Below are 23,017 nucleotides of genomic sequence, written 5' to 3' on the forward strand. Positions count from 1 at the left end.
GCTAACATTTTAATAACTTTTAGAGTGTTTTTATCAATTTATGAAACTAGGCATTATAGCTTAGAAGTTCTATATTTACCCTTTTGTTGAGTTATGGCTGCAACTATTAAAATAAATGATGATTTTTACGATGAATCCTTTAGCCTTATAGCTTTACACACTACCTTAGAAGATTTTGCTTTGGCCTACGGTTTAAACCAAAGTATGAAGGCAAAATTTGTAAGGGCAAAAAAGAATTTTAATCTTGCTGAAAATAAATCGTTTCCAATCTTTGAATGGGAAGACGAGTATAATGATATGTACTGGGTGTTGATCGCCAACCATAGCAGTGAAAAAGAAAGCATTGTACATGACGACTTATTTAAGAACGAAACAACATTTAAGACGCCAAGGTTACTTCCTGAGTATAAAGATGTTGATTATCTTCTAAAGATTGAAACGGATAAGGATTTAGATATAAATTCTATTATTAAGAACATACAATCGTTGCCAAGAATTATGGCAGCGTATGAAATAAGTACAGAGAAACTAAAATCAAAGAACAATCTAATTTTTTAAATATGCCAACTGTAAAAAAGACGAAAATTGTAGCGACCCTGGGTCCTGCAACTAGCAAGAAAGAGGTGCTCAGGAGCATGATTGATGCTGGAGTAGATGTATTCAGGATAAACTTTTCACATGCTGATTATGAAGATGTTAAGGAGCGTGTAAATATGATACGTGAGTTAAATGCCGAAATGGAAACCAACACTTCTATTTTAGCGGATTTACAAGGTCCAAAATTACGTGTAGGCGTAATGGCAGGTGACGTTGTAGTGAGCCCTGGTGATGAGATTACATTTGTAACAGGTGAGCCTTTTGAAGGTAGCGCAGAACGTGTTTACATGAATTACAAGGAGTTTCCTAGAGATGTTAAAGCTGGGGAGCGTATTTTATTGGATGACGGTAAATTAATGTTCGAGGTTGTAAAGACCAATGGTGAAGACGAAGTTTTGGCCAAAGTAATTCAAGGCGGACCTTTAAAATCCAAGAAAGGGGTAAACTTGCCCAATACCAATATTTCTTTACCTGCACTTACCAAAAAAGATATTAAGGATGCGGAATTTGCAATTTCATTGGAAGTAGATTGGATTGCACTTTCTTTTGTAAGATTCAGCCAAGACCTTATTGATCTACAGAATATCATCAACAAACATTCTGATCATAAAATTCCGATTATTGCAAAAATAGAAAAGCCGGAAGCTGTTGAGAATATAGATAAGATCGTAGCATACTGTGACGGTTTAATGGTTGCTCGTGGAGATTTAGGTGTTGAAGTTCCTGCACAAGAGGTTCCATTAATTCAAAAGCAATTGGTGTTGCGTGCTAAAAAGGCCAGAATACCTGTAATTATAGCCACTCAAATGATGGAAACTATGATTACAAGTCTAACACCAACAAGAGCAGAGGTAAATGACGTTGCCAACTCGGTAATGGATGGTGCAGATGCGGTAATGTTATCTGGAGAAACATCGGTGGGTAATTACCCGGTACAGGTAATTGAAAAGATGTCTAGTATTTTAGAGAGCGTTGAAGGTTCAGATTTAATTCAGGTACCACAAAATCCACCACACATTCGTACTAAAAGATTTATCACAAAATCTATATGCTATCATGCAGCCTTAATGGCCAATGATATCAAGGCTAAAGCAATTTCTACATTGACCAATAGTGGATATACCGCTTTTCAGATTTCCGCATGGAGACCTAGTGCTTACATTTTAGTATTTACATCCAATAAGAGAATTTTAACGCAACTAAATCTATTGTGGGGTGTTAAAGCATTCTATTATGATAAATTCGTATCAACGGATGATACCATAGAAGATGTTAACCACATTGCTTTTAATAAAGGGCATTTACAGGTTGGAGATATGGTAATTAGTCTTGCGGCCATGCCTATTAAAGAAAAGGGAATGGTAAATACCTTAAGGGTTACTGAAATTGAATCCAAGGATATCTAATGAATCCATTTTCATAAAATAAAAGGACCGCTAACTAGCGGTCCTTTTTTTATGCTTTTTGTTTAAGTGTTAAGCAACTTCTTTTTCAAAGGCTATAAAATTAACCACCTTGCCATTATGGTCAAAAACGGGTTCTCCTTGTATTTTACAATTGTAGGTAGTACCGTCTTTTCTATAATTGACAACAGTAACTTCAAAAGGATTTTTTTCTTTTACTGCTTTTGAAACTATTTTTAATGTAGAATTAGAAGTTAAGTCGCCTTGAAACATTTTAGGGTTCTTACCTACTATTTCATCAGGTCTATATTGGCTCATGTTCCACATGTTCTTTGAGGCAAAAACAATGTTTAGGTGAGTATCTGTTACAACAATAATGTTTTTCTCTGTTCTTAATTTTCTATCTAAAATGCTTGTATCAATATTCCAAGAATTAGTAGAAACTAAAGATAACAATGAGTTATAATCTTCATCAAGGTTTTTGATCTCCTCATAATTAGAGGCATAAAAATCCCAAGAAAGAATAGGTAACATGGTGAATTTTAAGCTATTTCTAAACTTGATATGTGCATTATCATAATCTCTTAATTCCATCATCTTGTAAAGTTTAGATTAAAAATATCTATATTTTTTCATGGTTTTTGGAAGTTAAAGCTATGAAAAATACTTGCTACGGGAATAACTTTAATAATTGTTTACTATAAATGTTTAAGTAATCCTTGATAATTGGGCAATAGATCTTTAAAAGGTTGAACAACCAATGACCAAAATTTGTTGAAAATTGATGGTTTTATAGAAATCCCCAATAGTGTGTTATCACTTTTGGGGATTTATATGCTAAGTTTTCAACAAGAGTATTGCTAGTTCCACCCGCCACCAAGAGCTTGGTATACATTTATTTTTGCAAGTAACTGATCTTTTTTGGTTTGGATCAATTCCATTTTAGATTCCAATGCTTCACGTTGTGTCAACAATACTTCAATATATTCTATCCTTGCAGATTGAAACAGCCGAGTAGACAAATCGATCGAAGCGGTCAAAGCTTCTACTTGGTTCTCTTTCAGCATATAACTCTGCTTAAGATTTTCAATTTTAGAAAGCATATTTACAACTTCAATATAACCGCCTAAAACAGCTTTTTCATATTCGTAGACTGCCTGTATTTGTTTGGAATTTGCAGTATTGTAATCTGCTTTAATGGCATTTCTATTGATCAAAGGACCTACAATATCTCCAACGGCGCTATAAATCAAAGATTCTGGGGTATTTGTCAGGTATTTTGGTTTGAATGCCTGTAGTCCAACGCCAGCCTTCAATCCTATTGAAGGATAAAAATTTGCCCTAGCAACCTTTATATTCAATTTTGCCGCTTCCAGTTCAAATTCCGCTTGCCTAATATCCGGTCTATTTAAAAGCAACTGTGATGGTATACCGGCATCAATAGTATTTATTGCTGTTGCTATAAAATCATCGGAATTACGGGCAATATGCTGTGGTTGTCTACCTATCAAAAAATTCAGCTTATTTTCCATTTCAACAATTTCTTGGAGAACTTCAAATTTGTGGCTTTTGTTTTTAGCTACTTCTGCCTCAAATCTTTTTACCGCTAATTCGGTAGCTCTAGCTGCTTGCTTTTGTAGCCGGACCATAGTTAAGGCATTACCTTGTAATTCTAAATTTTGCTCAATGATTGCCAATTGATTATCCAATGCGATCAATTCGTAATATGATTGGGCTATTTCCGCAATTAACCTGGTAACCATAAAGTTTTTGCCTTCAATAGTAGATAGGTATTCTAAGGTGGCGGCCTTTTTGGAATTGCGTAGTTTTTTCCAAACATCCAATTCCCAGGTAGCAAATAGACCGGCGGAGTAATCTGTTAAAGGCTCAGGAAATTCTTCGCCTTCCCTGATTTCCAAGTTTTTTTCAACAGCACCGTTACGGGTATATTCGCCAACTTTTTCTATTTCAACTCCGGCACCATAATTTATAAAAGGCAAATATTCTCCTTTTCTTGTCTTCACTTCGTTCTGGGCAATATCAATTTGTTGCATCATAATGCGCAGCTCTTGGTTATTTGCCAAGGCGGTATCTATCAATGCAATAAGATGCTCATCTTCAAAGAAATGGCTCCATTTTAATTGTGCGCTATTTAAGGTATCTACTGGCAAACCATTAAAACTTGAAGGTAAGTCCGTATTTGCCGATTTTAATTGCTTTGTGGGCACACAAGAATAGAAGAGACCCATTAGTATTAAAAATAGCAATAGGATCTTACCATGCTTCATGGTATTGTTTATCTTAATCATTATCTTCTTTTTTGGTTAGTTTTTTAATCATTTGCTTTAATTCGCGAAGCTTTTGGCGTGTTTTACTTTCACCTTCGCTTAGTCTCATAAACTCTTCCGATACGGGTTCGTCCGACTCTCCTTTAATAAGTCCACGGCCATCTGCCATTTTTGCGAAAATGTAATATAGGCCAGGGATAATAAGTACACCTATTAATGTACCCATAAGCATACCGCCCATTGCCGACCCACCAATGGTTCTATTGCCTATTGCCCCTGCGCCATGTGCAATAACCAAAGGAATTAGTCCAGCTATAAAAGCAAAGGAAGTCATTAGAATAGGTCTAAAACGCACCTTTGCACCTTCAATGGCGGCTTCTAGAATAGTGCTCCCCTGTCTTCTTTTTTGAACTGCGAATTCAACGATAAGCACGGCATTTTTACCCAGTAGGCCAACAAGCATAATGAGTCCGATTTGTGCATAAACATCATTTGCGAGTCCCATTGCCTTTAGCATAAAGAAAGACCCAAGAACACCTACCGGTAGTGATAGAATGATGGCGAACGGAAGTAGGAAACTTTCATACTGGGCCGCCAAAACAAAGTATACGAAGATCAATACCACCATAAAAATGTAGAGCGATTCATTTCCTCTTTGCGCCTCATCATAGGACAGACCTTCCCAAGCCACATCAAAGCCTCTAGGTAAAGTTTGCTCTGCAACTTCGTTAATTGCTTGTATAGCATCACCACTGGTATAACCACTAGCAGGAAGCCCTCTTATAGAAGCGGAATTGTATAAATTATATCTGGTGATCTCATTTGGTCCCAGTCTCTTTTCCATGGACATAAAGGCGGAATATGGAACCATTTCTCCCTCTTCGTTCTTTACGAACAGTTTTTCTAGGTCAGATGGTAACGCCCTGTATTCGGGAGCAGCTTGGGTGTACACCTTGAAAAATCTACCAAAGCGAATAAAACCTTGTTCATAGGTACTACCAATTAAAATATTCAGGTTTTCCATGGCTTTATCAATGGAAACCCCTTTTTGCATGGCAATCTTATTGTTGATTTTTAATTCATATTGAGGGTAATTGGCAGAGTAAAAAGTAAACAGTCCGGTAAGCTCATCTCGTTTAGACAACGCTTCCATAAAATTATTGTTGATTTTTTCAAATTCGTGATAATCGGTTCCATCCGTTTTATCTAAAAGACGCATGGAGAATCCGCCAGAGGATCCAAAACCGGGTACCGCAGGTGGTTCAAAGTATTCAATTACTGCACCTAGATCTTTGGTTTCTTCTTCAAGCTCTTCCATGATTTCATGAACGGAATGATGACGTTGGCTCCAGGGCTTAAGGTTGATCAACACCGTACCGGCATTTGATCCACGCCCTTCGGTCATGATTTCATAACCAGCCAATGAAGAGGCGGACTCCACACCTTCGGTCTCTTCACAGATTTGCTGTAATTTATGGGCTACATCATTGGTACGTTCTAAGGTAGAACCTGGTGGTGTTTGTATAATGGCATAGATCATACCTTGATCCTCGTTTGGTATAAAACCAGCAGGTAAACTGTTGTTGGTGAAAAATATGGCGACACAAAAAGCACCTAGAATACCAAAGGTCAATACTCTTCTTGCAACAATTTTATTAAGGATGTTACCATACCTACCCGTAAGTTTTTCAAAACCTCTATTAAACCAATCAATGAATTTATCTACAATTGTTTTTTTACGTTGTTTACCATGGTTGTTTTTAAGAATCATGGCACAGAGCACAGGTGTTAAGGTTAGGGCTACAATAGCCGATAGAATTATTGAGCCGGCCATGGTTATAGAAAACTGACGGTAGAAAACCCCAACAGGTCCCGTCATAAAAGCAATAGGAATGAACACCGAAACCATTACCAAAGTAATGGCTATTATGGCACCCCCTATTTCGTTGACTACTAATTTTACGGCTTCATAAGGTCCCACATGGGTTTCTTCCATTTTGGCATGTACGGCTTCAACCACTACTATAGCATCATCAACCACAATACCAATGGCCAGTACCAATGCAAAAAGGGTAATTAGGTTAATGGAGAGTCCAAATAACTGCATAATAAAAAATGCCCCGATCAAGGAAACGGGTACGGCAATAATGGGAATTAAGGTAGAGCGCCAATCGCCCAAAAAGAGAAATACAACTATGGCAACCAGAATAAAGGCATCTCGTAGTGTGTGTATTACTTGTTCTATGGATGCATTTAAAAAGTTGGAAACGTCATAACTAATTTTGTAATCCAGACCCGTGGGAAGGTCTTTTTTAAGCTCGTTCAACTTGGATTTTACTTCATCTATAACATCACTGGCATTACTACCAAAAGTTTGTTTCAATACTATAGATGCTGATGGTTTTCCATCTAGATTAGAGTAGATATCAAAAAATTCGCTACCAAGCTCCACGTCTGCTACATCACCAAGCGTTAAGATTTCGCCTTCGGCATTTGCCTTAAGAATAATGTCCTTGTATTGTTGAGGTTCATCATACCTATCTTGGTACATGAGAACATATTCCAAGGACTGTGAGGTTTTGCCGGAACTTTGCCCAATTCTACCGGGACGTGCCAAAATACTTTGCTCTTCCATAGCCTCAAGAATTTCTTCGGCAGAAATATTATAGGCACGCATACGATCAGGCTTTAACCATACGCGCATGGCAAACTTACGGCTACCTAAGATCTGTGCACTTGCAATACCATCTATTCTTTGAATTTCAGGAATCATTTTGGTGTATGCATAGTTGTATAGAAACAGCTCGTGATCATCTGCATTGTCACTATACAGGTTTACGTACATAAGCATACTTGGCTGTACAGGAGTAATGATAACACCTTCACGTTGTACCAGTTCTGGTAATAACGGCATTACTTGATCCACTCTTGTTTTGACCCTCACAACTGCTTGATCAGGGTCTGTGCCAGGCTCAAAGATGATACGGATGGTACCTTCACCGGCACTTGTAGCATCAGAAGCAATATAGCGCATATCTTGTACACCATTAATTGCGGTTTCTAATGGAATAAGCGTTGATTTTACCAGTACGTCTGCACTAGAGCCCGGGTAGGCTATAAAGATATTGACCGTGGTGGGCGCAATATCCGGAAACTGTGAAATAGGTAATTGCTTTATGGAGAGCAACCCTACGAATACTATGATTACCGATATGACGATAGCCAATACCGGTCTTTTTATAAACTTACTGAACATGTTCTTTGTTTTTTAATTATTCGGCGTAAACGGCCAATTTTGACATTACCTCGGTAGGTTCGGCAAATAGGGTTTCAATCTTTTCATTGTTTTTAACCATTCTGATACCGTCTACCAAAATTCTGTCTTTTAGTTGAAGACCTTTGTTGACTACAAAAAGGTGAGGTAGTTCAGCGGCAACCGAAATTTCGGTTTGGTGAACAACATTATCATTATCAAGAACAAAAACGTAGCGTTTGTCCAATATCTCAAAAGTTGCTTTTTGTGGTATAATCAAAGCGTCATTGAAAGGAATGGTCATGAGTACGCTACCGGTTTCACCGTGTCTTAAAATCTGATCTGGGTTAGGGAAAGTAGCCCTAAAGGCAATGTTACCGGTTTCATTATTGAATTCTCCTTCAATAGTTTCAACAATTCCCATTTGGTTGAACCTTTTATTGTTGGCCATTAATAGTTGAACCTCTTTTTTAGAGTCTTTGTCCGTACTCATGATATAGTCTAGATACTCCGCCTCTGGTACATTGAAATAGACCCACATTTTAGAATTATCGGATAAGGTGGTAAGTAGTTCTCCCTCGTCTAAAAGGCTACCTTCCCTAACATGTAAATGGTCCATGATACCATCAAAGGGAGCTCGAATATTGGTAAAGCCTAAATGGGTCTGTGCGAGAGAAACTTCTGCGTTGGCCTTATCAAAATTGGCTTTTGCCATGGATAATTCGTTTTCAGAAACCACATTTCCATCAGCTAAAAGCTGGGTGTTTTGTAGTTCTATTTCAGCAACTTTAGCCTCTGCCTTTGCTTTTTGTAAATCTGCTTCATAAATGTTGGGCATTATATTGAACATTTTTTGCCCTTTTTTCACTATCTGTCCTTCGTCTACATGAATTTCGTTCAAATATCCTTTTTCAAGGGCCCTAAGTTCAATGTGTTTAAATGAATGTATTTGACATACATAATCTTTGGTAATTGAAGTGTCTTTTTTAATTGGACTGGTAATTAAGAATTTGGTGTGCTCTTCTTTTTTTTCTTTTTTAGAATTACAGCTTGCCACAATGAACAAAGTGCATGCGGTAGCGATCAGGAGTACGCTCTTGGTCATAAGTATAATATTTAATTGATTGGAAAATAAAATGTGAATATGTGGAGACACGCACAATTCTTAAAGCAGAAGATGATTACATCTTAAAATTGGCTGCTGCTAAAAAAATGTAGACGTGTTTTGGGTCAAATAGAGACTTGACCTGAAGAAATTTTAAATACGAAATACCTGATATAGGACAAAGCGCCTATTTGCTATGGGTAGAAAAGTAAATAGCTTTTGTAGTGTGCTGCTATTTGTAAAATAGCTGAATAAGAATAAAACAGCTAATAAATAAAATGAAGCAGAAGCTTGTTGCTGCGCTACATCTTTTTGAAAGTGAGATTGTTTACTTTCTTCTTCTTCAATTTCAATGGCCTCAATTGCCATTACCTTATCTAGGTTGCCAAATGAGTTTTTAAGAACAGTTTTGTGTAAAGAAACCGTTTCTTGGGTATTGCCTATAGCATGTTGAAATTGCTGAATGTTATGAAAAGAGGTATGCTCTATATTGTAGTTACCGTATAGAGGGCTGTATATACCAGTTAGTAGTATACAGATCGAAAGAAGAAATTTTAAAAAACTCTTTTTCATTTAAGGAGCCAAAATTATTCTAGCTATAGTTGCTGTACAACTAAAAGCCGTTAATTTTTGTTAACATTTTCAATTATTGGTCAAAAGGCGAAAAAATGGGGTGAATAATTAAAAATCAAACTTTAATTGCACTAAAATCGATTTATCGTCAACTTTTTTAGTTTTCTTATCTTCTGTATTTAAATTGGATAAGGAGATGCCTAATAGTCGAACAGAGTTTTGTAACTCCTCTTGATAGAGAAGATCTTTAGCCGTTTCTAAAATGAGGTCTTTGTCCGCAATAAAATAGGGCATAGTTTTACTTCTGGTGTTTAAAGTGAAATCGCTATATTTTATTTTTAGCGTAATAGTTTTTCCTGCTACCTTAGATTTCGTTAGTCTTCTTTCTAATTCTTGAGCAATATGCTCTAACCTTTCCAGCATAAAAACCTCGCTACTAAGGTTTTCGTTGAAGGTACGTTCCGCTCCAACAGATTTTGGTATGCGGTGCGGTTTAACTTCACTATTATGAATGCCACGTACTACATGATAATAGTATGGACCGCTTTTACCAAAATTTTCGGCAAGAAATTCAATGGATTTTGATTTTAAGTCCTTGCCCGTAAAAATGCCCAGCTTATACATTTTTTCTGCAGTAACCTTACCAACGCCATAAAACTTGCGTATATCTAAATTTTCTAAAAACGGAATTACCTCTTCTGGATTAACCGTTTTTTGTCCGTTAGGTTTATTGATATCACTTGCTACTTTGGCTATAAATTTATTGATCGAAATTCCTGCGGATGCATTTAAGCCTGTCTTTTCTAGAATACGTTGTCGGATTTCTGTGGCAAGCATAGTGGCAGAAGGGTTTCCTTTTTTATTTATGGTTACATCAAGGTATGCTTCATCAAGTGACAATGGTTCTACCAAATCTGTGTATTCAAAGAAAATGGCCCGTATTTGTTTTGAGATTTCCTTATAACGATCAAACCGGGGTTTTACAAAAGTAAGGTGAGGACAGTTTTTTCTAGCTTGAAATCCGCTCATAGCACTACGCACACCAAATTTACGGGCTTCATAATTAGCTGCCGATACCACGCCTCTTTTCTCACTACCACCAACGGCCAAGGGCTTGCCCTTTAAATCTGGGTTGTCCAACTCTTCTACGGACGCATAAAAGGCATCCATATCAACATGAATAATTTTTCGAAGAGGCATTTCATTGGGCATAAGCAAATTTAAGACTTATCTTAGTTTATGAATAGTAGTTTTACCCATTCATATGTTAGAAATAGAGCGTAAATTTTTGGTAGGATCAGAGGATTATAAATCTGAAGCAAGGTCTAAAACTAGAATAGTACAAGGCTTTTTAAATACAGACCCCAACAGAACGGTTAGAATTAGAATAAAGGGAGATTTAGGCTTTATTACCGTAAAGGGGAAATCCAATGCTTCAGGTACATCTAGGTTTGAATGGGAAAAGGAAATTTCTATAGTAGATGCCGAAAGTCTGTTGAAGTTGTGTGAAAAAGGAATTCTAGATAAATATAGATATGAAGTGCCGGTAGGGAACCATGTTTATGAGGTAGATGAATTCCGTGATGAAAATGAAGGGTTGACAGTAGCTGAAATTGAATTGAACGATGAGAATGAATTATTTGAAAAACCAGCTTGGTTGGGGGTAGAGGTCACCGGTGAGGTAAAATATTATAACTCCCAATTAATTAAAACACCTTTTAATCTATGGTAGGAAGTAAGAATCTTTTTTTTGGCATACTGGTATTGATGCTCATTTTGGCATGTAATCAAAAGAAAGTAGAATTAAGCCCTAACGTGCCCAATGAAGAAAAGAAATCGGCGGCACAGTTGAAAACAGAACTAACTGAGAAGGGTTTTCAGATTTTTGATTATGTAGATGAGAAAACCAAAGACACGGTACTTATGCAGGAGTATTATATTGCTTTTTTAAAAAGTGGTCCAAACCGTGATCAGCCAAAAGCTGTAGCGGATAGTTTGCAAATGCTACATATGGCACACTTGGGTAAAATGTATGAATTGGGATATGCGGATATTTCTGGACCATTTGGTGATGATGGCGATATAAGGGGAATAACCATTTACAATACACCAAGTATGGAAATTGCCGATAGTTTGGCCAACGCAGATCCAATGGTAAAAGCGGGTAGATTAAAAATAGAAATTCACCCGTGGTGGGCGGCCAAAGGTTTTGGACTTCGGTAATTCACATTTTATTTTTTGATACCATGTAAGGGTACCATAATTAAGTGTTCCAGTAGTTCCTCTGTACTGTAGCTATCAAAAAAGTCTCTATTTGGCAATATAACCTCATTTATTCGAATGAGAAATAACTCGCATATGAGCTTAAGATTGATATTATCTTTTAAAAGGCCTTTGTTTTTTGCCACTTCAAGCAAATCTAATACATAGGTCCAAACAACGGCTTGGGTAAAATTTTCGTAAAGAATATAGGACTGGGGATAATATTTTTTTAAACTATAAAAAAATGTAGGACTCAGGTTTCTAAGTTCCTTAAGTCCTACATTATAAATATGAATGATATTATTAAACGGATTTGGCTCTTGGTCAGAAATTTGAATAAACCTGCTTATTTTATCATGGGTACGATTAAGCAAAAGAGAAACACTTTCCTGAACTAGATTATTCTTATTTTCAAAAACTTCATATAATGTTTTTTTAGAGATGCCAAGGGTCTCAGCCACATCATCCATTCCGACCCTTTTGCATCCATATTTAGAGAAAAGCAGTAAAGCCTGTTCTATATATTCAGTTTTTTTCTGCATTTTTTATGAGCAAAGATTTATTGCCATCCGCCGCCAAGGGAACGATACAATTCTACCGTAGCAGATAATTGATCAAGTTTGTTTTCCACTAAACTTAGTTCTGCGTTTAAAGAGTTTTCTCTTGCCGTTAATAGGTCCAAATACGTAAGGTAGCCACTGTTCAATAACTCTTCAGAATTATCTTCAGCTCTTTTCAAAGCAACAACTTGCTTGCTTACAAAAGCCTCTTTTTCAACAGATATATTGTAGTCATATAAGGCTTCGGACACTTCTTTTCCAGCAACCAAAAGCGATTGTTTAAAGCTTAATAGTGATTGCTCTTGTTGTGCTTTTGCTACTTCATAGGCAGTTCTTACTTTTCTGCCATTGAAAATAGGTTGGGTTAGACCGCCTACTAAATTTGCGAAAATAGAGCTGGAATCTATCCAATTATCCAATTCTAAACTTTGAAATCCACCTTGTGCGGATAGGGTAATGGATGGATAAAAGTTACTTCTGGCAACATTGGTCAATTCAAAACTATTTACCAATCCGTATTCCGCCTGCATAATGTCTGGTCTGTTACGTAATAAAAGTGCAGGTACACCAAGTTGCATGTTGGCAGATAATTTTTGATCATCTAAAGTTCCACGGTCATAATCTTGTGGTGCCTCACTTAAAAGAATACTTAAAGTGTTTTCTGTTTTGTAAAGAGCATTTTTAAGATCCAATAATTGACTTTGTGCACTATACAATTGCGCTGCTGTTTGGTCTACGCCTACCTGGTTTTCTTGCCCGGCTTCTTTTAAAGCTGTAATGGTCTCTAAACTTTTAGAGCGGGTTTCAATAGTTTCTTCGGTAACTGAAATTTGTTTGTCCAAAGCCAATAATTGATAGTAGGTAGTTGCTATTTGTGATACCAGACTTGTCTTTACCACTCTATGAGCGGCAACAGTCTGTAAGTAACTTGCATCACTGGCCCTTTTTGTACTTCTGATCTTTCCCCAAATATCTGCCTCCCAAGACAATGTTCCAGAGGTTTCAAATTGGTTAAAAGGTTGCGTAAAAAAGCTACCGAATTGTCCGTTCTCACTAGTTCTAGCGGTTCTTGTAGCACTTGCGGCACCGTTCAAGGTAGGTAAATAACCAGCCTTGCCTTGTTTTACGTAAGCCTCTGCGGCCGCAATGTTCTGCAGTGCAATTCTTATATCTAAATTGTTCTGTAAACCTCTTTCAATATAAGTTCTTAGGTAAGTATCTGTAAAAAGATCCTTGTAGGACACTGAGGCAAAAGAAATACTGTCTTGTGGCAGATTATCTGTTCTGTACAGATTCTCTGTTTCTACACTAGGGCGTTCATACGTTTTTGCCGTAAAGCAAGACTGTAATAACAGTGGCAGTATGGCTACCAGTATAAGTTTATTTGCTATTATTTTATTCATGATTTCTATAGTTCTTTATTTTTCTATGGCTTCTTTTGGAGCACCGGTAAATCTTTCTTGAATAGATTGGAAAATGACATATAGCGCAGGTATTACGAATACACCGAAAATGGTACCGATCAACATACCGCCAACGGCACTCATACCAATAGACCTGTTACCTACTGCGCCTATTCCACTGGATAGTGCCAATGGTAAAAGACCAAGGATAAAAGCAAAGGATGTCATTAAAATTGGTCTAAGCCTTGCTTTTGCACCATCAATGGCAGATTCCATTATTGACATGCCGTGCTTTCTACGCTGAAGCGCAAACTCAACTATTAGAATGGCATTTTTAGATAGCAGACCGATCAACATGATCAATGCAATTTGAAAATAAATATTGTTTTCTAGTCCAAACAGGCTAACAAACCCAATGGCACCTGCAATACCTACCGGAAGCGATAATAAAATGGAGAATGGCAGTATATAAGATTCATACTGTGCACTTAACAAGAAATACACGAATACCAAACTCAATATAAATATGATGATGGTTTGACTACCAGCGCTATTCTCTTCTTTGGTAAGTCCGGAGTATTCATAGGTGTAATTATTGGGCAATACCTGAGCAGACACTTCTTCTATAGCAGTAATGGCATCACCGGTACTATAACCTGGGTTCATGGCACCGTTAATCTTTACAGAATTCAGTAAGTTGAATCTACTAACAATTTCAGGACCATATATTTTTTGTAGCGATACAAATTGAGACACCGCAACAGATTCTCCGTTGGCATTGGTCACAAAGATGTGGTTCAGTGACTCCTCATTCGCCCTATCTTCGGGTTTCGCCTGTATCATGACACGATATTGCTTACCAAACTTATTAAAGTCGGTAGTATACAGTCCTCCATAATATCCTTGCATAGCATTGAATACATCCGTTACTGCTAAACCTGCAGACTTTGTTTTTTCAATATCTACTTGTAGCTCATATTGTGGGAAATTAGGGTTAAAAGAGGTAATGGCATATTGAACTTCCGGACGTGCATTTAAAGCTGCCAAAAACTCATTGGTCGTTTGACCAATAGACTGCCAATCTTCTGCATCTTTATTCTGTAGATTCAGCTCAAAACCGGCCGAGTTACCAAAACCTCTAACCGCTGGAGGTGTAAAGAAAAAGATACGGGCATTTTTTAACCCTGCCGTTTTAGCAAAAAGCTGGCCAATGGTAGCCTCTACGGTTTGTGAAGGTTCTGTTCTTTCTTCCCAATCTTGTAAACGAATTACAGAGAAGCCGTAAGAACCCCCGTTAACACTGTTTAAAATACTAAAACCGGTAATGTTCATTCTTGCTTTGACAATATCCATTGATTCATAAATAGAATCTAATTGCTTAACGGTTCTTTGTGTTTCTTCCAATGTAGTACCAGGAGGCATAGTAACATCGGCAAAAATGATTCCTTTATCCTCATTTGGTATAAACCCGGTAGGTGTGGTCTTAAACATGAAAATGGTTAATACCGTGAATACTACTAAACTACCAATGGTAAGCCATTTATTTTTGGCAAATACTTTTACGGATCCTACATATTTGTCGGTTATAGTGTCAAAACCAGTGTTAAAGGCTGTAAAGAAACGTTGCTTCAATCCTTTTTTATGTTCTTCTGATGGATTGTGTGGTTTTAAGAACAGTGCTGCTAATGCCGGACTCAAAGTCAAAGCGTTAACGGCTGAAATTAAAATGGCGATGGCCAATGTAATACCAAATTGTTGGTAGAATACCCCAGAAGAACCACTAATGAATGATACCGGAATAAATACTGCTGACATTACCAAAGTAATGGAAATAATGGCACCGGATATTTCGGACATCGCAGATTTCGTTGCCGTTTTTGCATTGGTGGCACCTTCCTCCATTTTAGCATGAACCGCCTCTACAACTACAATGGCATCATCTACAACAATACCAATAGCCAAAATCATAGCGAACAAGGTCAACATGTTAATAGAATAACCAAATAGGGATAGGAAGAAGAATGTTCCTATAATGGCCACAGGTACCGCAATTGCAGGAATTAAGGTGGATCTGAAATCCTGTAAGAACAGGAATACAACCAAGAATACAAGTAAAAAAGCTTCAATTAAGGTTTGTACTACGTGCTCTATTGAGGCACTTAAGAAGTCTTTTGTGTTATATGGAATTACATAATCTAATCCGTCAGGAAAATCTGGTTGACTCTCTTGTAATATAGACTGTATTTGGTCAATAATTTCGTTTGCATTTGACCCAGAAGTTTGAAAAACCCCAACTGCTGTTCCAGGGTTACCCATACCTTCATTCTTGGTACCGTAATTAAATGCTCCTAATTCTACCTCTGCAACATCTTTTAAGCGTAAAAACTGTCCGTTTTCTTGAGCTCTAATAATGATGTCCTCATATTCTGCTTCTTCAGAAAGTCTACCTTTATATTTAAGAACATATTCATAAACACCATCTGCATTTTCACCGATTTTACCAGTTGCTGCTTCAAGGTTTTGTTCGTTTAAGGCTGCTTGAATATCAGAAGGCATAAGCTTATAGGCGGCCATCTTAGCTGGGTCTAGCCAAATACGCATAGAATAATCTTTGGCACCAAAAACCGTTACGTTACCCACACCTTCTATACGTTGAAGCTTAGGTACTAGGTTAATACGAGCATAGTTTTCTACGAACGTAGCATCATAATTATCATTTTCTGAGAATAATGAAAAGAACAGTAGTGCACTTGTTTGAGATTTTTGTGTAATTACACCTGTTTGTATTACAGCTTGTGGTAATACACTATTTGCCCTAGCTACTCTATTTTGAACGTTAACCGCCGCAATATCTGGATCGGTTCCTAATTTAAAGTAGACGTTTATGGTGGCACTACCATCGTTACTGGCATTAGATGTCATATACAGCATGTCTTCCACACCGTTTATCTGTTCTTCTAATGGTACTACTACACTTTTTAGTACGGTCTCTGCGTTGGCACCCGTGTAAGTACTAGTTACCTGTACTGTTGGTGGTGCAATTTCTGGATATTCCTCAATAGGTAAGGTACTTAAACCTAAGACACCTAGAATTACTATAATAATCGATATAACCGTAGATAGTACGGGCCGATCAATAAATTTTTGAAACATTGTTCTTTATTTATGTATTATGAAATAGCGGATGTTTATTTAACCGGAGAAATGGTCATACCGTCTTTAATTTTTGTAACACCTTCAAGAACAATTTGTGTTCCTGGTTCCAATCCGTTTTTAATGATAAAACCATGCTGCGTATTTGCAATAATGTTCAACGGTTGTGTGGTTACTGTGTTATCATCCTTAAGAATGTAAACTAGTTTTTTACCCTGTAAATCTATGGTTGCAGATTGTGGTATTTCAAATGCATTTTCATAAACTGTGGGTAATTTAATTTTACCGGTACTACCACTGCTTAGCATGTTGTTTTTATTGTCAAAATCCGCTCTAGCGGTAACACTGCCCGTTGAACTATTTATAATGTTATTGATCATTGCAATTTTTCCTTCTTCGGGATATTCTTCACCGTTGATCATAATTAAAGATACTTTAGGAGCTTGGCTAAGGTCCATTTGGTTCTTCTCATTTTTAGGCATAGACTCCTTAAGCTTCAAAAGCTCTTTTTCATTTAAGGAAAAGTATGCACGTACCTCACTAATATCAGAAACTGTAGTCAAAGGCTGGGTCATATTAGAGCTGACCAATGCGCCCACTTTAAATGGAATTTCACCAATATAACCGTCAACAGGACTAGTTATTCTAGAATAGCCAATATTAGAAGCTACACTTTCATAGTTGGCTTTTGCTTGAGCCAATTGGGCTTTTGCCGTTTCTAATTGAACTTCACTGATAATGTTCTTTTCAACAAGAGGCTTCAATTTATTTACTTCTACTTGTGCTACGTTAACAGAAGCCTTAGCAGCATTTGCATCTTGATTTAAGGTTTGAGTTTCTAATTTAAAAAGTAATTGTCCTTTCTTTATTTTCTGCCCTTCTTCAACATAAACTTCTTGTACAAATCCCGATACTTTTGGCCATATTTCAACATTTTGCTTTCCTTCTAAGGTGGTTGAAAATTCGTTGTAAACGGTTATAGTTTCGGGGCTGAGAGACGCTACTTTTAAACTAGGTGGCGGTGGTGCCGTAGCACCTTGTGCCGGTTGCTCAGATGAGCCAAAGCAAGAGCTCAATAGTAGAGCAGAACTTAATATTCCTATAATCGATAATTTTTTCATGATAGATAGTTGTTGTTTGTATGATTGTTTTTGCGTGTTAAGGTTTTGTTAATTCTGTAAGTTCGGTAATAAACGAACTAATTAAATAAAAAAATTAGTCATCTAATTTTTTAAGATTATTAATAGTTTGTTTAAAAATCTTTCTAGTTTCTTCTAAACAGTTAAGATAGATTTCTTTTTTCTCTTTGTTTTCCTCATATTTTGTAATGTTGTGCTCTTTATTATATTCAGCGACTTTATCAATCATTTTGCATTCCGTTTCTAATTTTTTTAATGATTGTTTTAATTTGTTACTAAAGAATGCATCCTTTTCTGAAACTTTAAAATAACGTTTACGATCACCAGATTTAGTGAAATAGTTGATAAAACCAATTTGTTGTAAAAGGTTTAAAGATGTGGAAATAGAACTTTTACTAGCACCTCTTTTTTCAAGGCAATCATCAAACGTTAATCCATCTTCATCGGTTACCACAAGATTTGCAAATATTCTGGCAGCAAGTGGGGGTAGGTCATACTCTGTCTCAAAGTATACTCCTAACTCCTCAATTAACACTTGTTTGCTTTGTTCTTTGTTCATCATTCTTAATTTGAAACCACAAAGGTATGATTAGTTCGGTAACAAACAAACCAAAAGAACTTAAAAAGTGTTAAAGTATTGAAATTTAGAAGAATCGAAGATGCTGTTGAATCTCGTTACAACTATTTAGCCATATATCACTACTAATTATAGGAGTTTAGAAATGGAATAATTTAGTTACTTGACTACAGTAATTTTAAAAAAATCATCATTCTCGTTAGGCAGGATCTCATGATCGGCACCATTATAAGTAGCACTTTGAACTGCATAGTAGGGACCGCAGCAAACGGAAGTTTGGTTCAATTCAACCAAATTGAGATTTAACGTATCAATTTCAGATTCTGAAAATCGTATGGTATAAATGCTTTCTCCACTTTTATTTTCAACTATAAAATTTAGAAAATCGTTAGAGTTAAAGGGTATTAAATCTATTTTAGATTCATTAGTGGTTATTGATATTTCTGAAATCGCGTAGGTGTTGTTCGTTATCAAATTATTACCGTCATTATCGATCAACTCAACAGAAAATAATTGTCCAACTGCACAATCAACTAAAGCACAATCTGTTCCTTCCTGAGAAACATCACAGGCATTGTTTAAAATAATGATGAATAATAAGATTACAATTTTAAGTTTCATGTTTTATTTACTAGATAGCCGCATGACGCATAGGTTGCTTTTAAAATCTTACTTAGCCAAAATGCCCTCTTTATGGATTAATTGAATATTAACCAAGTTATTTTCTGTCACGGTATTCTTTTCAAACACAAAACGTTTTTCGTATAATTTATTATCGGCATAAAATGTGACAAAAAATTCATTGTTCAAACCTAGAACATCTTCTTGAACAACTTCGATTTTTCTAAAAGACTTTGGTTGCATATCACCAATGCCATGTCTCATAGTTGAAGATTTACGATCTTTATCATATCCTTTTGAAACGACCATGGTCATCTCAATAAGAGTGGTGCGATCGTTAATGATATAGGCATTCCAATCTTTATCCAAAAATTCTTTGTTCCATTCACGGATCATGGCAACATGCACATCTTTGGCAACCGGTATTTCAATATCTTTTTTCACGTAATGGTTTTACAGGGCGCTTTTAAATTGTTCTAAAAATCTAACATCATTTTCACTTAATAAACGAATGTCGGTAATTTGATGTAAAAGCATAGCAATACGATCTATACCTACGCCAAAGGCGAAGCCAGAATATTCATTGGGGTCAATTTTACAGTTGGTCAATACATTTGGATCAACCATACCACAGCCACCAATTTCTAACCAACCTGTACCTTTGGTTATTCTATAGTCTGCCTCGGATTCTAATCCCCAATAAACATCTACTTCTGCACTAGGTTCAGTAAATGGAAAATATGAAGGTCTTAGTCTAATTTTAGATTTCCCAAAAAGTTCAGAGGTAAAATATTGAAGTGTCTGTTTTAGATCCGCAAAAGAGACATCTTTATCTATATATAAGCCTTCAACTTGATGAAAGAAGCAATGTGATCTAGCTGAAATGGCTTCGTTTCTATATACTCTTCCAGGAGAAATAGTTCGTATAGGCGGCTTATTATTTTCCATATAACGTACTTGAACCGATGAGGTATGGGTACGCAATAGTATATCTGGATCAGTTTGTACAAAGAATGTATCTTGCATATCTCTTGCCGGATGATATTCCGGTAAGTTCAATGCGGTGAAATTATGCCAATCATCTTCAATTTCAGGACCTTCTGAAACATTAAAACCTATTCTTGAGAAAATATCAATGATTCTATTCTTTACAATAGATATTGGATGGCGCGATCCTAGTTCAATAGGATTGCCTGGTCTAGTCAAATCACCATATAACTGCTCATCTGTTTTTGAATTCTCTAAAGCCTCTTTTAATTCCTCAACTTTTGCAGTTGCAGCTTGCTTAAGTTCGTTAATGGTTTGCCCAAATTCCTTTTTTTGTTCATTGGGTACATTTTTAAATTCAGCAAAAAAGTCATTAAGAATACCCTTTTTACCAAGGTATTTAATTCTAAATGTCTCAACAGCGTCAATATTATCTGCTGTGAACGAAGCTACTGTGGCAATTTCTTTCTTTATATTATCAATCATAAATGTTGATTAAAGCCGCAAATTTAAAACTTTTACAAGAGGTTTAATATGTTTTTGGCGGTTTATATAGGTTAAGTAGAGTTTATAGAATTAAAATGATACAAATACCTTTATATTAAAAATGTAGATAGATCATTCATTAATAAAAAAACCGATGTATGTACATCGGTTTTTTTAAATACTTTGTTAAAATGTATTTGCGGTTATGCATAAAATTCTACAGCTCCAGAAGCAATATCATACATAGCACCTACAATCTTAATTTCTCCGTTTTCTTCCATTTCTGCAAGTACCGGGCTTTGTTTTCTTATATTCTCTATAGTTAACTCCACGTTTTTAGCTGCTACTTTATCTACAAATTCTAAATTTTTTGAATTTCTAATGCTTTCATCTGCTGGTTCAGTTACGGCTTCTACAGCTGGTTCAATTTTATTGATCAATGCCGTTAGGTTTCCTAGCCTTGCGTGATCACAAGCTCCCTTGATGGCACCACAACTAGTATGTCCTAGAACAACAATTAATTTGGTTCCGGCTAATTTGCAACCGAATTCCATGCTACCAAGAATATCTTCGTTTACAAAATTACCTGCAATTCTAACACTGAATATATCGCCAAGTCCTTGGTCGAAAACCAGTTCTGCAGAAACTCTAGAGTCAATACAACTTAATATGGTTGCAAATGGAAATTGTCCTTCACTAGTATCATTTACCTGCTCTAACAGATTTCTGTTTGCTTTAAGGTTGTTTTGAAATCTTTCATTGCCTTCCTTTAAAAAAGTTAATGACTTTTCAGGAGTCATTGTAGCCTGTGTTTCTTTAGTATGTGCTTTCATAATGTTTTTAATATTTTAATTTGTCCAGTAATTTCTTCCTAATACTACTGCTATAATAGCGTTATAAACTTAAGCGTTTATAAAGTTTGGGTAAGTCATATGGACATTATTTTATTGTGTGTTAAAGGTACTGTTTAACTTAAGCTTAAATTAGATTTTGGTTTTTGCTTAAAAAACTCAATATAGCTAGGAGGGTTTTCAACCACACCTCTTTTGGAAATTAACTTAATATCAATATTTCTCTCCTTTGCCTTTAGGCTAAAATCCTCTAAAATTTCAATGATATCATAATCTAAATATCTAGTTTTCATAACATCCAATTCTAGGTAGGTGCCTTCTGGTAAACTGTCAAGTTCTTTTAAAATAGCTCCTTTGTTAATAAAAGTCACTTCTTCTGCTAAAGTCATTTTTATTTTGTTTTTACCATCACTATTATCTTCAATATGCAAAAAATGAGAGTTTTGGTAATTTTTTAGAAGAATAACGATAATACCAACAGCAAGGCCTAAACTAATACCTATCAGTAAATCCGTAAATACGATACCTAATACGGTTACAAAAAAAGGAATAGATTGTTTCCAGCCAAGTTTGTACATTTTCATGAATAACGATGGTTTTGCTAGTTTAAAACCTACAATAAATAAAATTGCAGCTAAAACCGATAGCGGAATCATATTCAACAAAGTTGGTATTAAAATCACCGAAATCAACAACAAGAATCCATGTATGATAGCCGATAATTTGGTTCTACCACCAGATTGAATGTTCGCGGAACTACGAACAATTACCTGTGTAATAGGCAAACCACCGATCAATCCAGATATGATGTTACCGGTACCTTGTGCTAATAATTCTCTGTTTGTTGGGGTAACATTTTTATGTGGATCTAACTTATCCGTAGCCTCAACACACAGCAATGTTTCTAAACTTGCTACTAAGGCAATGGTAAATCCTGTTACCCATACCTGCGGATTGGTTATGGCACTAAAGTTTGGAAAACTGAACTGACCAATAAATGATGCTGCATCTTCAGGTACAGGAACACTTACCAAATGATCTTTAGATATACCAAGTACTTCACTATCTTGGGTGACGATATAAAATATAATACCAACGGCAACCGCTACCAAAGGACCTTGTACCAATTGGAAGATTTTTCCTTTTTTAGACAGCACCTTATCCCATAGTAACAAAATAGATAGTCCTATAATTGCAATAAGGGTTGCACCCGGACTAATATTGTTGATAGTATTTAGAATTTCTGAAAAGGTGTTCTCTCCATCAACTTGAAAAAATGCCCAATCACCTTCTGGGTCGGCGTCATATCCAAAAAAGTGAGGAATCTGTTTTAAAATAATAATGATACCTATACCGGTAAGCATACCTTTAATAACAGAAGACGGAAAATAATAACCAATAACACCTGCTTTTAAAACACCGAAAATAATTTGGATAATTCCACCTAAAACCACGGCAACCAAGAAATTTTGATAACCGCCCAGAGTGCCAATGGCAGTAAGTACTATTGCCGCCAATCCGGCAGCTGGACCACTAACACCAATTTTAGAGCCACTAAATCCGCCGACTACGACACCTCCAATTATACCGGCAATTAAACCTGAAAACAAGGGAGCTCCACTAGCTAATGCAATACCTAAACATAAAGGTAGCGCAACGAAAAATACAACGATACTCGCTGGAATATCACTTTTAATATGTTTGAACATGAAATACAAAATTTTGCCCTAAACTAAGGGCAGATTAGTTAAAATATTGA

General features: G+C 36.2%; 20 protein-coding genes. 4 read left to right on the forward strand and 16 right to left on the reverse strand.

All coding sequences use genetic code 11. The features are described 5' to 3' along the window. The first annotated feature begins 93 nt into the window (after positions 1-93). Complete coding sequence (locus tag CSC80_RS07295; RefSeq protein WP_074670566.1) at positions 94-558, forward strand: IPExxxVDY family protein; 465 nt, start codon at positions 94-96, stop codon at positions 556-558. Positions 559-560: 2 nt separating this feature from the next. Then, on the forward strand, positions 561-2,003 hold the full coding sequence (gene pyk, locus CSC80_RS07300; RefSeq protein WP_058104743.1) for a pyruvate kinase: 1,443 nt from the start codon (positions 561-563) through the stop codon (positions 2,001-2,003). A 69-nt stretch (positions 2,004-2,072) separates the two neighbouring features. On the opposite strand, the gene CSC80_RS07305 is transcribed toward pyk, so the two are convergent. From CSC80_RS07305 to dinB, 6 genes are all read right to left on the reverse strand, one after another. Further along, entirely contained in the window at positions 2,073-2,597 is a 525-nt protein-coding gene (locus CSC80_RS07305; protein ID WP_099190756.1) for a PAS domain-containing protein, read from the reverse strand. A 263-nt stretch (positions 2,598-2,860) separates the two neighbouring features. Then, complete coding sequence (locus tag CSC80_RS07310; RefSeq protein WP_099190758.1) at positions 2,861-4,309, reverse strand: TolC family protein; 1,449 nt, start codon at positions 4,307-4,309, stop codon at positions 2,861-2,863. Then, complete coding sequence (locus CSC80_RS07315) at positions 4,302-7,544, reverse strand: efflux RND transporter permease subunit (RefSeq protein ID WP_099190760.1); 3,243 nt, start codon at positions 7,542-7,544, stop codon at positions 4,302-4,304. The genes CSC80_RS07310 and CSC80_RS07315 overlap by 8 nt, the downstream gene beginning before the upstream one ends. Before the next feature lie 16 nt (positions 7,545-7,560). Next, positions 7,561-8,646 carry an efflux RND transporter periplasmic adaptor subunit gene (locus tag CSC80_RS07320; protein ID WP_099190762.1) on the reverse strand — a complete coding sequence of 362 codons (1,086 nt, stop codon included), beginning with the start codon at positions 8,644-8,646 and terminating at the stop codon, positions 7,561-7,563. A gap of 153 nt (positions 8,647-8,799) precedes the next feature. Further along, positions 8,800-9,219 carry a hypothetical protein gene (locus CSC80_RS07325; protein WP_099190764.1) on the reverse strand — a complete coding sequence of 140 codons (420 nt, stop codon included), beginning with the start codon at positions 9,217-9,219 and terminating at the stop codon, positions 8,800-8,802. 108 nt (positions 9,220-9,327) lie between these two features. Continuing rightward, positions 9,328-10,431: a DNA polymerase IV gene (gene dinB, locus CSC80_RS07330; RefSeq protein ID WP_074670556.1), complete on the reverse strand. Its 1,104-nt coding sequence runs from the start codon at positions 10,429-10,431 to the stop codon at positions 9,328-9,330. Between the two features lie 52 nt (positions 10,432-10,483). Between dinB and CSC80_RS07335 the strand changes: the two genes are divergently transcribed. Beyond that, positions 10,484-10,951 (forward strand): CYTH domain-containing protein, encoded by a 468-nt coding sequence (locus CSC80_RS07335; RefSeq protein WP_099190766.1) that lies wholly within the window; start codon positions 10,484-10,486, stop codon positions 10,949-10,951. Then, positions 10,945-11,442: a hypothetical protein gene (locus CSC80_RS07340; RefSeq protein ID WP_074670552.1), complete on the forward strand. Its 498-nt coding sequence runs from the start codon at positions 10,945-10,947 to the stop codon at positions 11,440-11,442. The genes CSC80_RS07335 and CSC80_RS07340 overlap by 7 nt, the downstream gene beginning before the upstream one ends. Before the next feature lie 8 nt (positions 11,443-11,450). Here the strand turns inward: CSC80_RS07340 and CSC80_RS07345 are convergent, their stop codons facing one another. The 10 genes from CSC80_RS07345 to CSC80_RS07390 all read right to left on the reverse strand — a co-directional run bounded on the left by CSC80_RS07345 (position 11,451) and on the right by CSC80_RS07390 (position 22,967). Beyond that, on the reverse strand, positions 11,451-12,023 hold the full coding sequence (locus CSC80_RS07345) for a TetR/AcrR family transcriptional regulator (RefSeq protein WP_058104752.1): 573 nt from the start codon (positions 12,021-12,023) through the stop codon (positions 11,451-11,453). 17 nt (positions 12,024-12,040) lie between these two features. After that, a complete protein-coding gene (locus tag CSC80_RS07350; RefSeq protein ID WP_099190768.1) occupies positions 12,041-13,444 on the reverse strand; it encodes a TolC family protein in 1,404 nt (467 codons plus the stop codon). A 15-nt stretch (positions 13,445-13,459) separates the two neighbouring features. Beyond that, complete coding sequence (locus CSC80_RS07355) at positions 13,460-16,597, reverse strand: efflux RND transporter permease subunit (RefSeq protein ID WP_099190770.1); 3,138 nt, start codon at positions 16,595-16,597, stop codon at positions 13,460-13,462. 35 nt (positions 16,598-16,632) lie between these two features. Next, entirely contained in the window at positions 16,633-17,718 is a 1,086-nt protein-coding gene (locus CSC80_RS07360) for an efflux RND transporter periplasmic adaptor subunit (RefSeq protein WP_099190772.1), read from the reverse strand. A 94-nt stretch (positions 17,719-17,812) separates the two neighbouring features. After that, positions 17,813-18,298, reverse strand: coding sequence for a transcriptional regulator (locus tag CSC80_RS07365; protein WP_236973339.1), 486 nt, complete (start codon positions 18,296-18,298; stop codon positions 17,813-17,815). A gap of 174 nt (positions 18,299-18,472) precedes the next feature. After that, positions 18,473-18,934, reverse strand: a complete 462-nt coding sequence (locus CSC80_RS07370) for a hypothetical protein (protein ID WP_074670544.1) — start codon at positions 18,932-18,934, stop codon at positions 18,473-18,475. 48 nt (positions 18,935-18,982) lie between these two features. After that, entirely contained in the window at positions 18,983-19,378 is a 396-nt protein-coding gene (locus CSC80_RS07375; protein ID WP_099190774.1) for a hypothetical protein, read from the reverse strand. 9 nt (positions 19,379-19,387) lie between these two features. After that, the gene (gene pheS / locus CSC80_RS07380; RefSeq protein WP_058104759.1) at positions 19,388-20,407 is read right to left on the reverse strand and encodes a phenylalanine--tRNA ligase subunit alpha; all 1,020 of its coding nucleotides are present in this window, start codon (positions 20,405-20,407) and stop codon (positions 19,388-19,390) included. A gap of 203 nt (positions 20,408-20,610) precedes the next feature. Continuing rightward, a complete protein-coding gene (locus CSC80_RS07385) occupies positions 20,611-21,240 on the reverse strand; it encodes a carbonic anhydrase family protein (protein ID WP_058104760.1) in 630 nt (209 codons plus the stop codon). 134 nt (positions 21,241-21,374) lie between these two features. Beyond that, a complete protein-coding gene (locus tag CSC80_RS07390) occupies positions 21,375-22,967 on the reverse strand; it encodes a SulP family inorganic anion transporter (RefSeq protein ID WP_099190775.1) in 1,593 nt (530 codons plus the stop codon). Between the last annotated feature and the right edge of the window lie 50 nt (positions 22,968-23,017).

This window comes from Maribacter sp. 6B07 (assembly GCF_002700155.1).
In the GTDB taxonomy this organism is placed as follows: domain Bacteria; phylum Bacteroidota; class Bacteroidia; order Flavobacteriales; family Flavobacteriaceae; genus Maribacter; species Maribacter dokdonensis.

What these genes read in the sequence shown, in the direction of transcription:
- CSC80_RS07315 (WP_099190760.1), bottom strand. Translation starts at nt 7,544, where the DNA reads ATGTTCAGTAAGTTTATAAAAAGACCGGTATTGGCTATCGTCATATCG.
- pyk (WP_058104743.1), top strand. Translation starts at nt 561, where the DNA reads ATGCCAACTGTAAAAAAGACGAAAATTGTAGCGACCCTGGGTCCTGCA.
- CSC80_RS07350 (WP_099190768.1), bottom strand. Translation starts at nt 13,444, where the DNA reads ATGAATAAAATAATAGCAAATAAACTTATACTGGTAGCCATACTGCCA.
- CSC80_RS07325 (WP_099190764.1), bottom strand. Translation starts at nt 9,219, where the DNA reads ATGAAAAAGAGTTTTTTAAAATTTCTTCTTTCGATCTGTATACTACTA.
- CSC80_RS07340 (WP_074670552.1), top strand. Translation starts at nt 10,945, where the DNA reads ATGGTAGGAAGTAAGAATCTTTTTTTTGGCATACTGGTATTGATGCTC.
- CSC80_RS07345 (WP_058104752.1), bottom strand. Translation starts at nt 12,023, where the DNA reads ATGCAGAAAAAAACTGAATATATAGAACAGGCTTTACTGCTTTTCTCT.
- CSC80_RS07335 (WP_099190766.1), top strand. Translation starts at nt 10,484, where the DNA reads ATGTTAGAAATAGAGCGTAAATTTTTGGTAGGATCAGAGGATTATAAA.
- dinB (WP_074670556.1), bottom strand. Translation starts at nt 10,431, where the DNA reads ATGCCCAATGAAATGCCTCTTCGAAAAATTATTCATGTTGATATGGAT.
- CSC80_RS07370 (WP_074670544.1), bottom strand. Translation starts at nt 18,934, where the DNA reads ATGAAACTTAAAATTGTAATCTTATTATTCATCATTATTTTAAACAAT.
- CSC80_RS07320 (WP_099190762.1), bottom strand. Translation starts at nt 8,646, where the DNA reads ATGACCAAGAGCGTACTCCTGATCGCTACCGCATGCACTTTGTTCATT.
- CSC80_RS07385 (WP_058104760.1), bottom strand. Translation starts at nt 21,240, where the DNA reads ATGAAAGCACATACTAAAGAAACACAGGCTACAATGACTCCTGAAAAG.
- CSC80_RS07365 (WP_236973339.1), bottom strand. Translation starts at nt 18,298, where the DNA reads ATGATGAACAAAGAACAAAGCAAACAAGTGTTAATTGAGGAGTTAGGA.
- pheS (WP_058104759.1), bottom strand. Translation starts at nt 20,407, where the DNA reads ATGATTGATAATATAAAGAAAGAAATTGCCACAGTAGCTTCGTTCACA.
- CSC80_RS07295 (WP_074670566.1), top strand. Translation starts at nt 94, where the DNA reads ATGGCTGCAACTATTAAAATAAATGATGATTTTTACGATGAATCCTTT.
- CSC80_RS07390 (WP_099190775.1), bottom strand. Translation starts at nt 22,967, where the DNA reads ATGTTCAAACATATTAAAAGTGATATTCCAGCGAGTATCGTTGTATTT.
- CSC80_RS07360 (WP_099190772.1), bottom strand. Translation starts at nt 17,718, where the DNA reads ATGAAAAAATTATCGATTATAGGAATATTAAGTTCTGCTCTACTATTG.
- CSC80_RS07355 (WP_099190770.1), bottom strand. Translation starts at nt 16,597, where the DNA reads ATGTTTCAAAAATTTATTGATCGGCCCGTACTATCTACGGTTATATCG.
- CSC80_RS07305 (WP_099190756.1), bottom strand. Translation starts at nt 2,597, where the DNA reads ATGATGGAATTAAGAGATTATGATAATGCACATATCAAGTTTAGAAAT.
- CSC80_RS07310 (WP_099190758.1), bottom strand. Translation starts at nt 4,309, where the DNA reads ATGATTAAGATAAACAATACCATGAAGCATGGTAAGATCCTATTGCTA.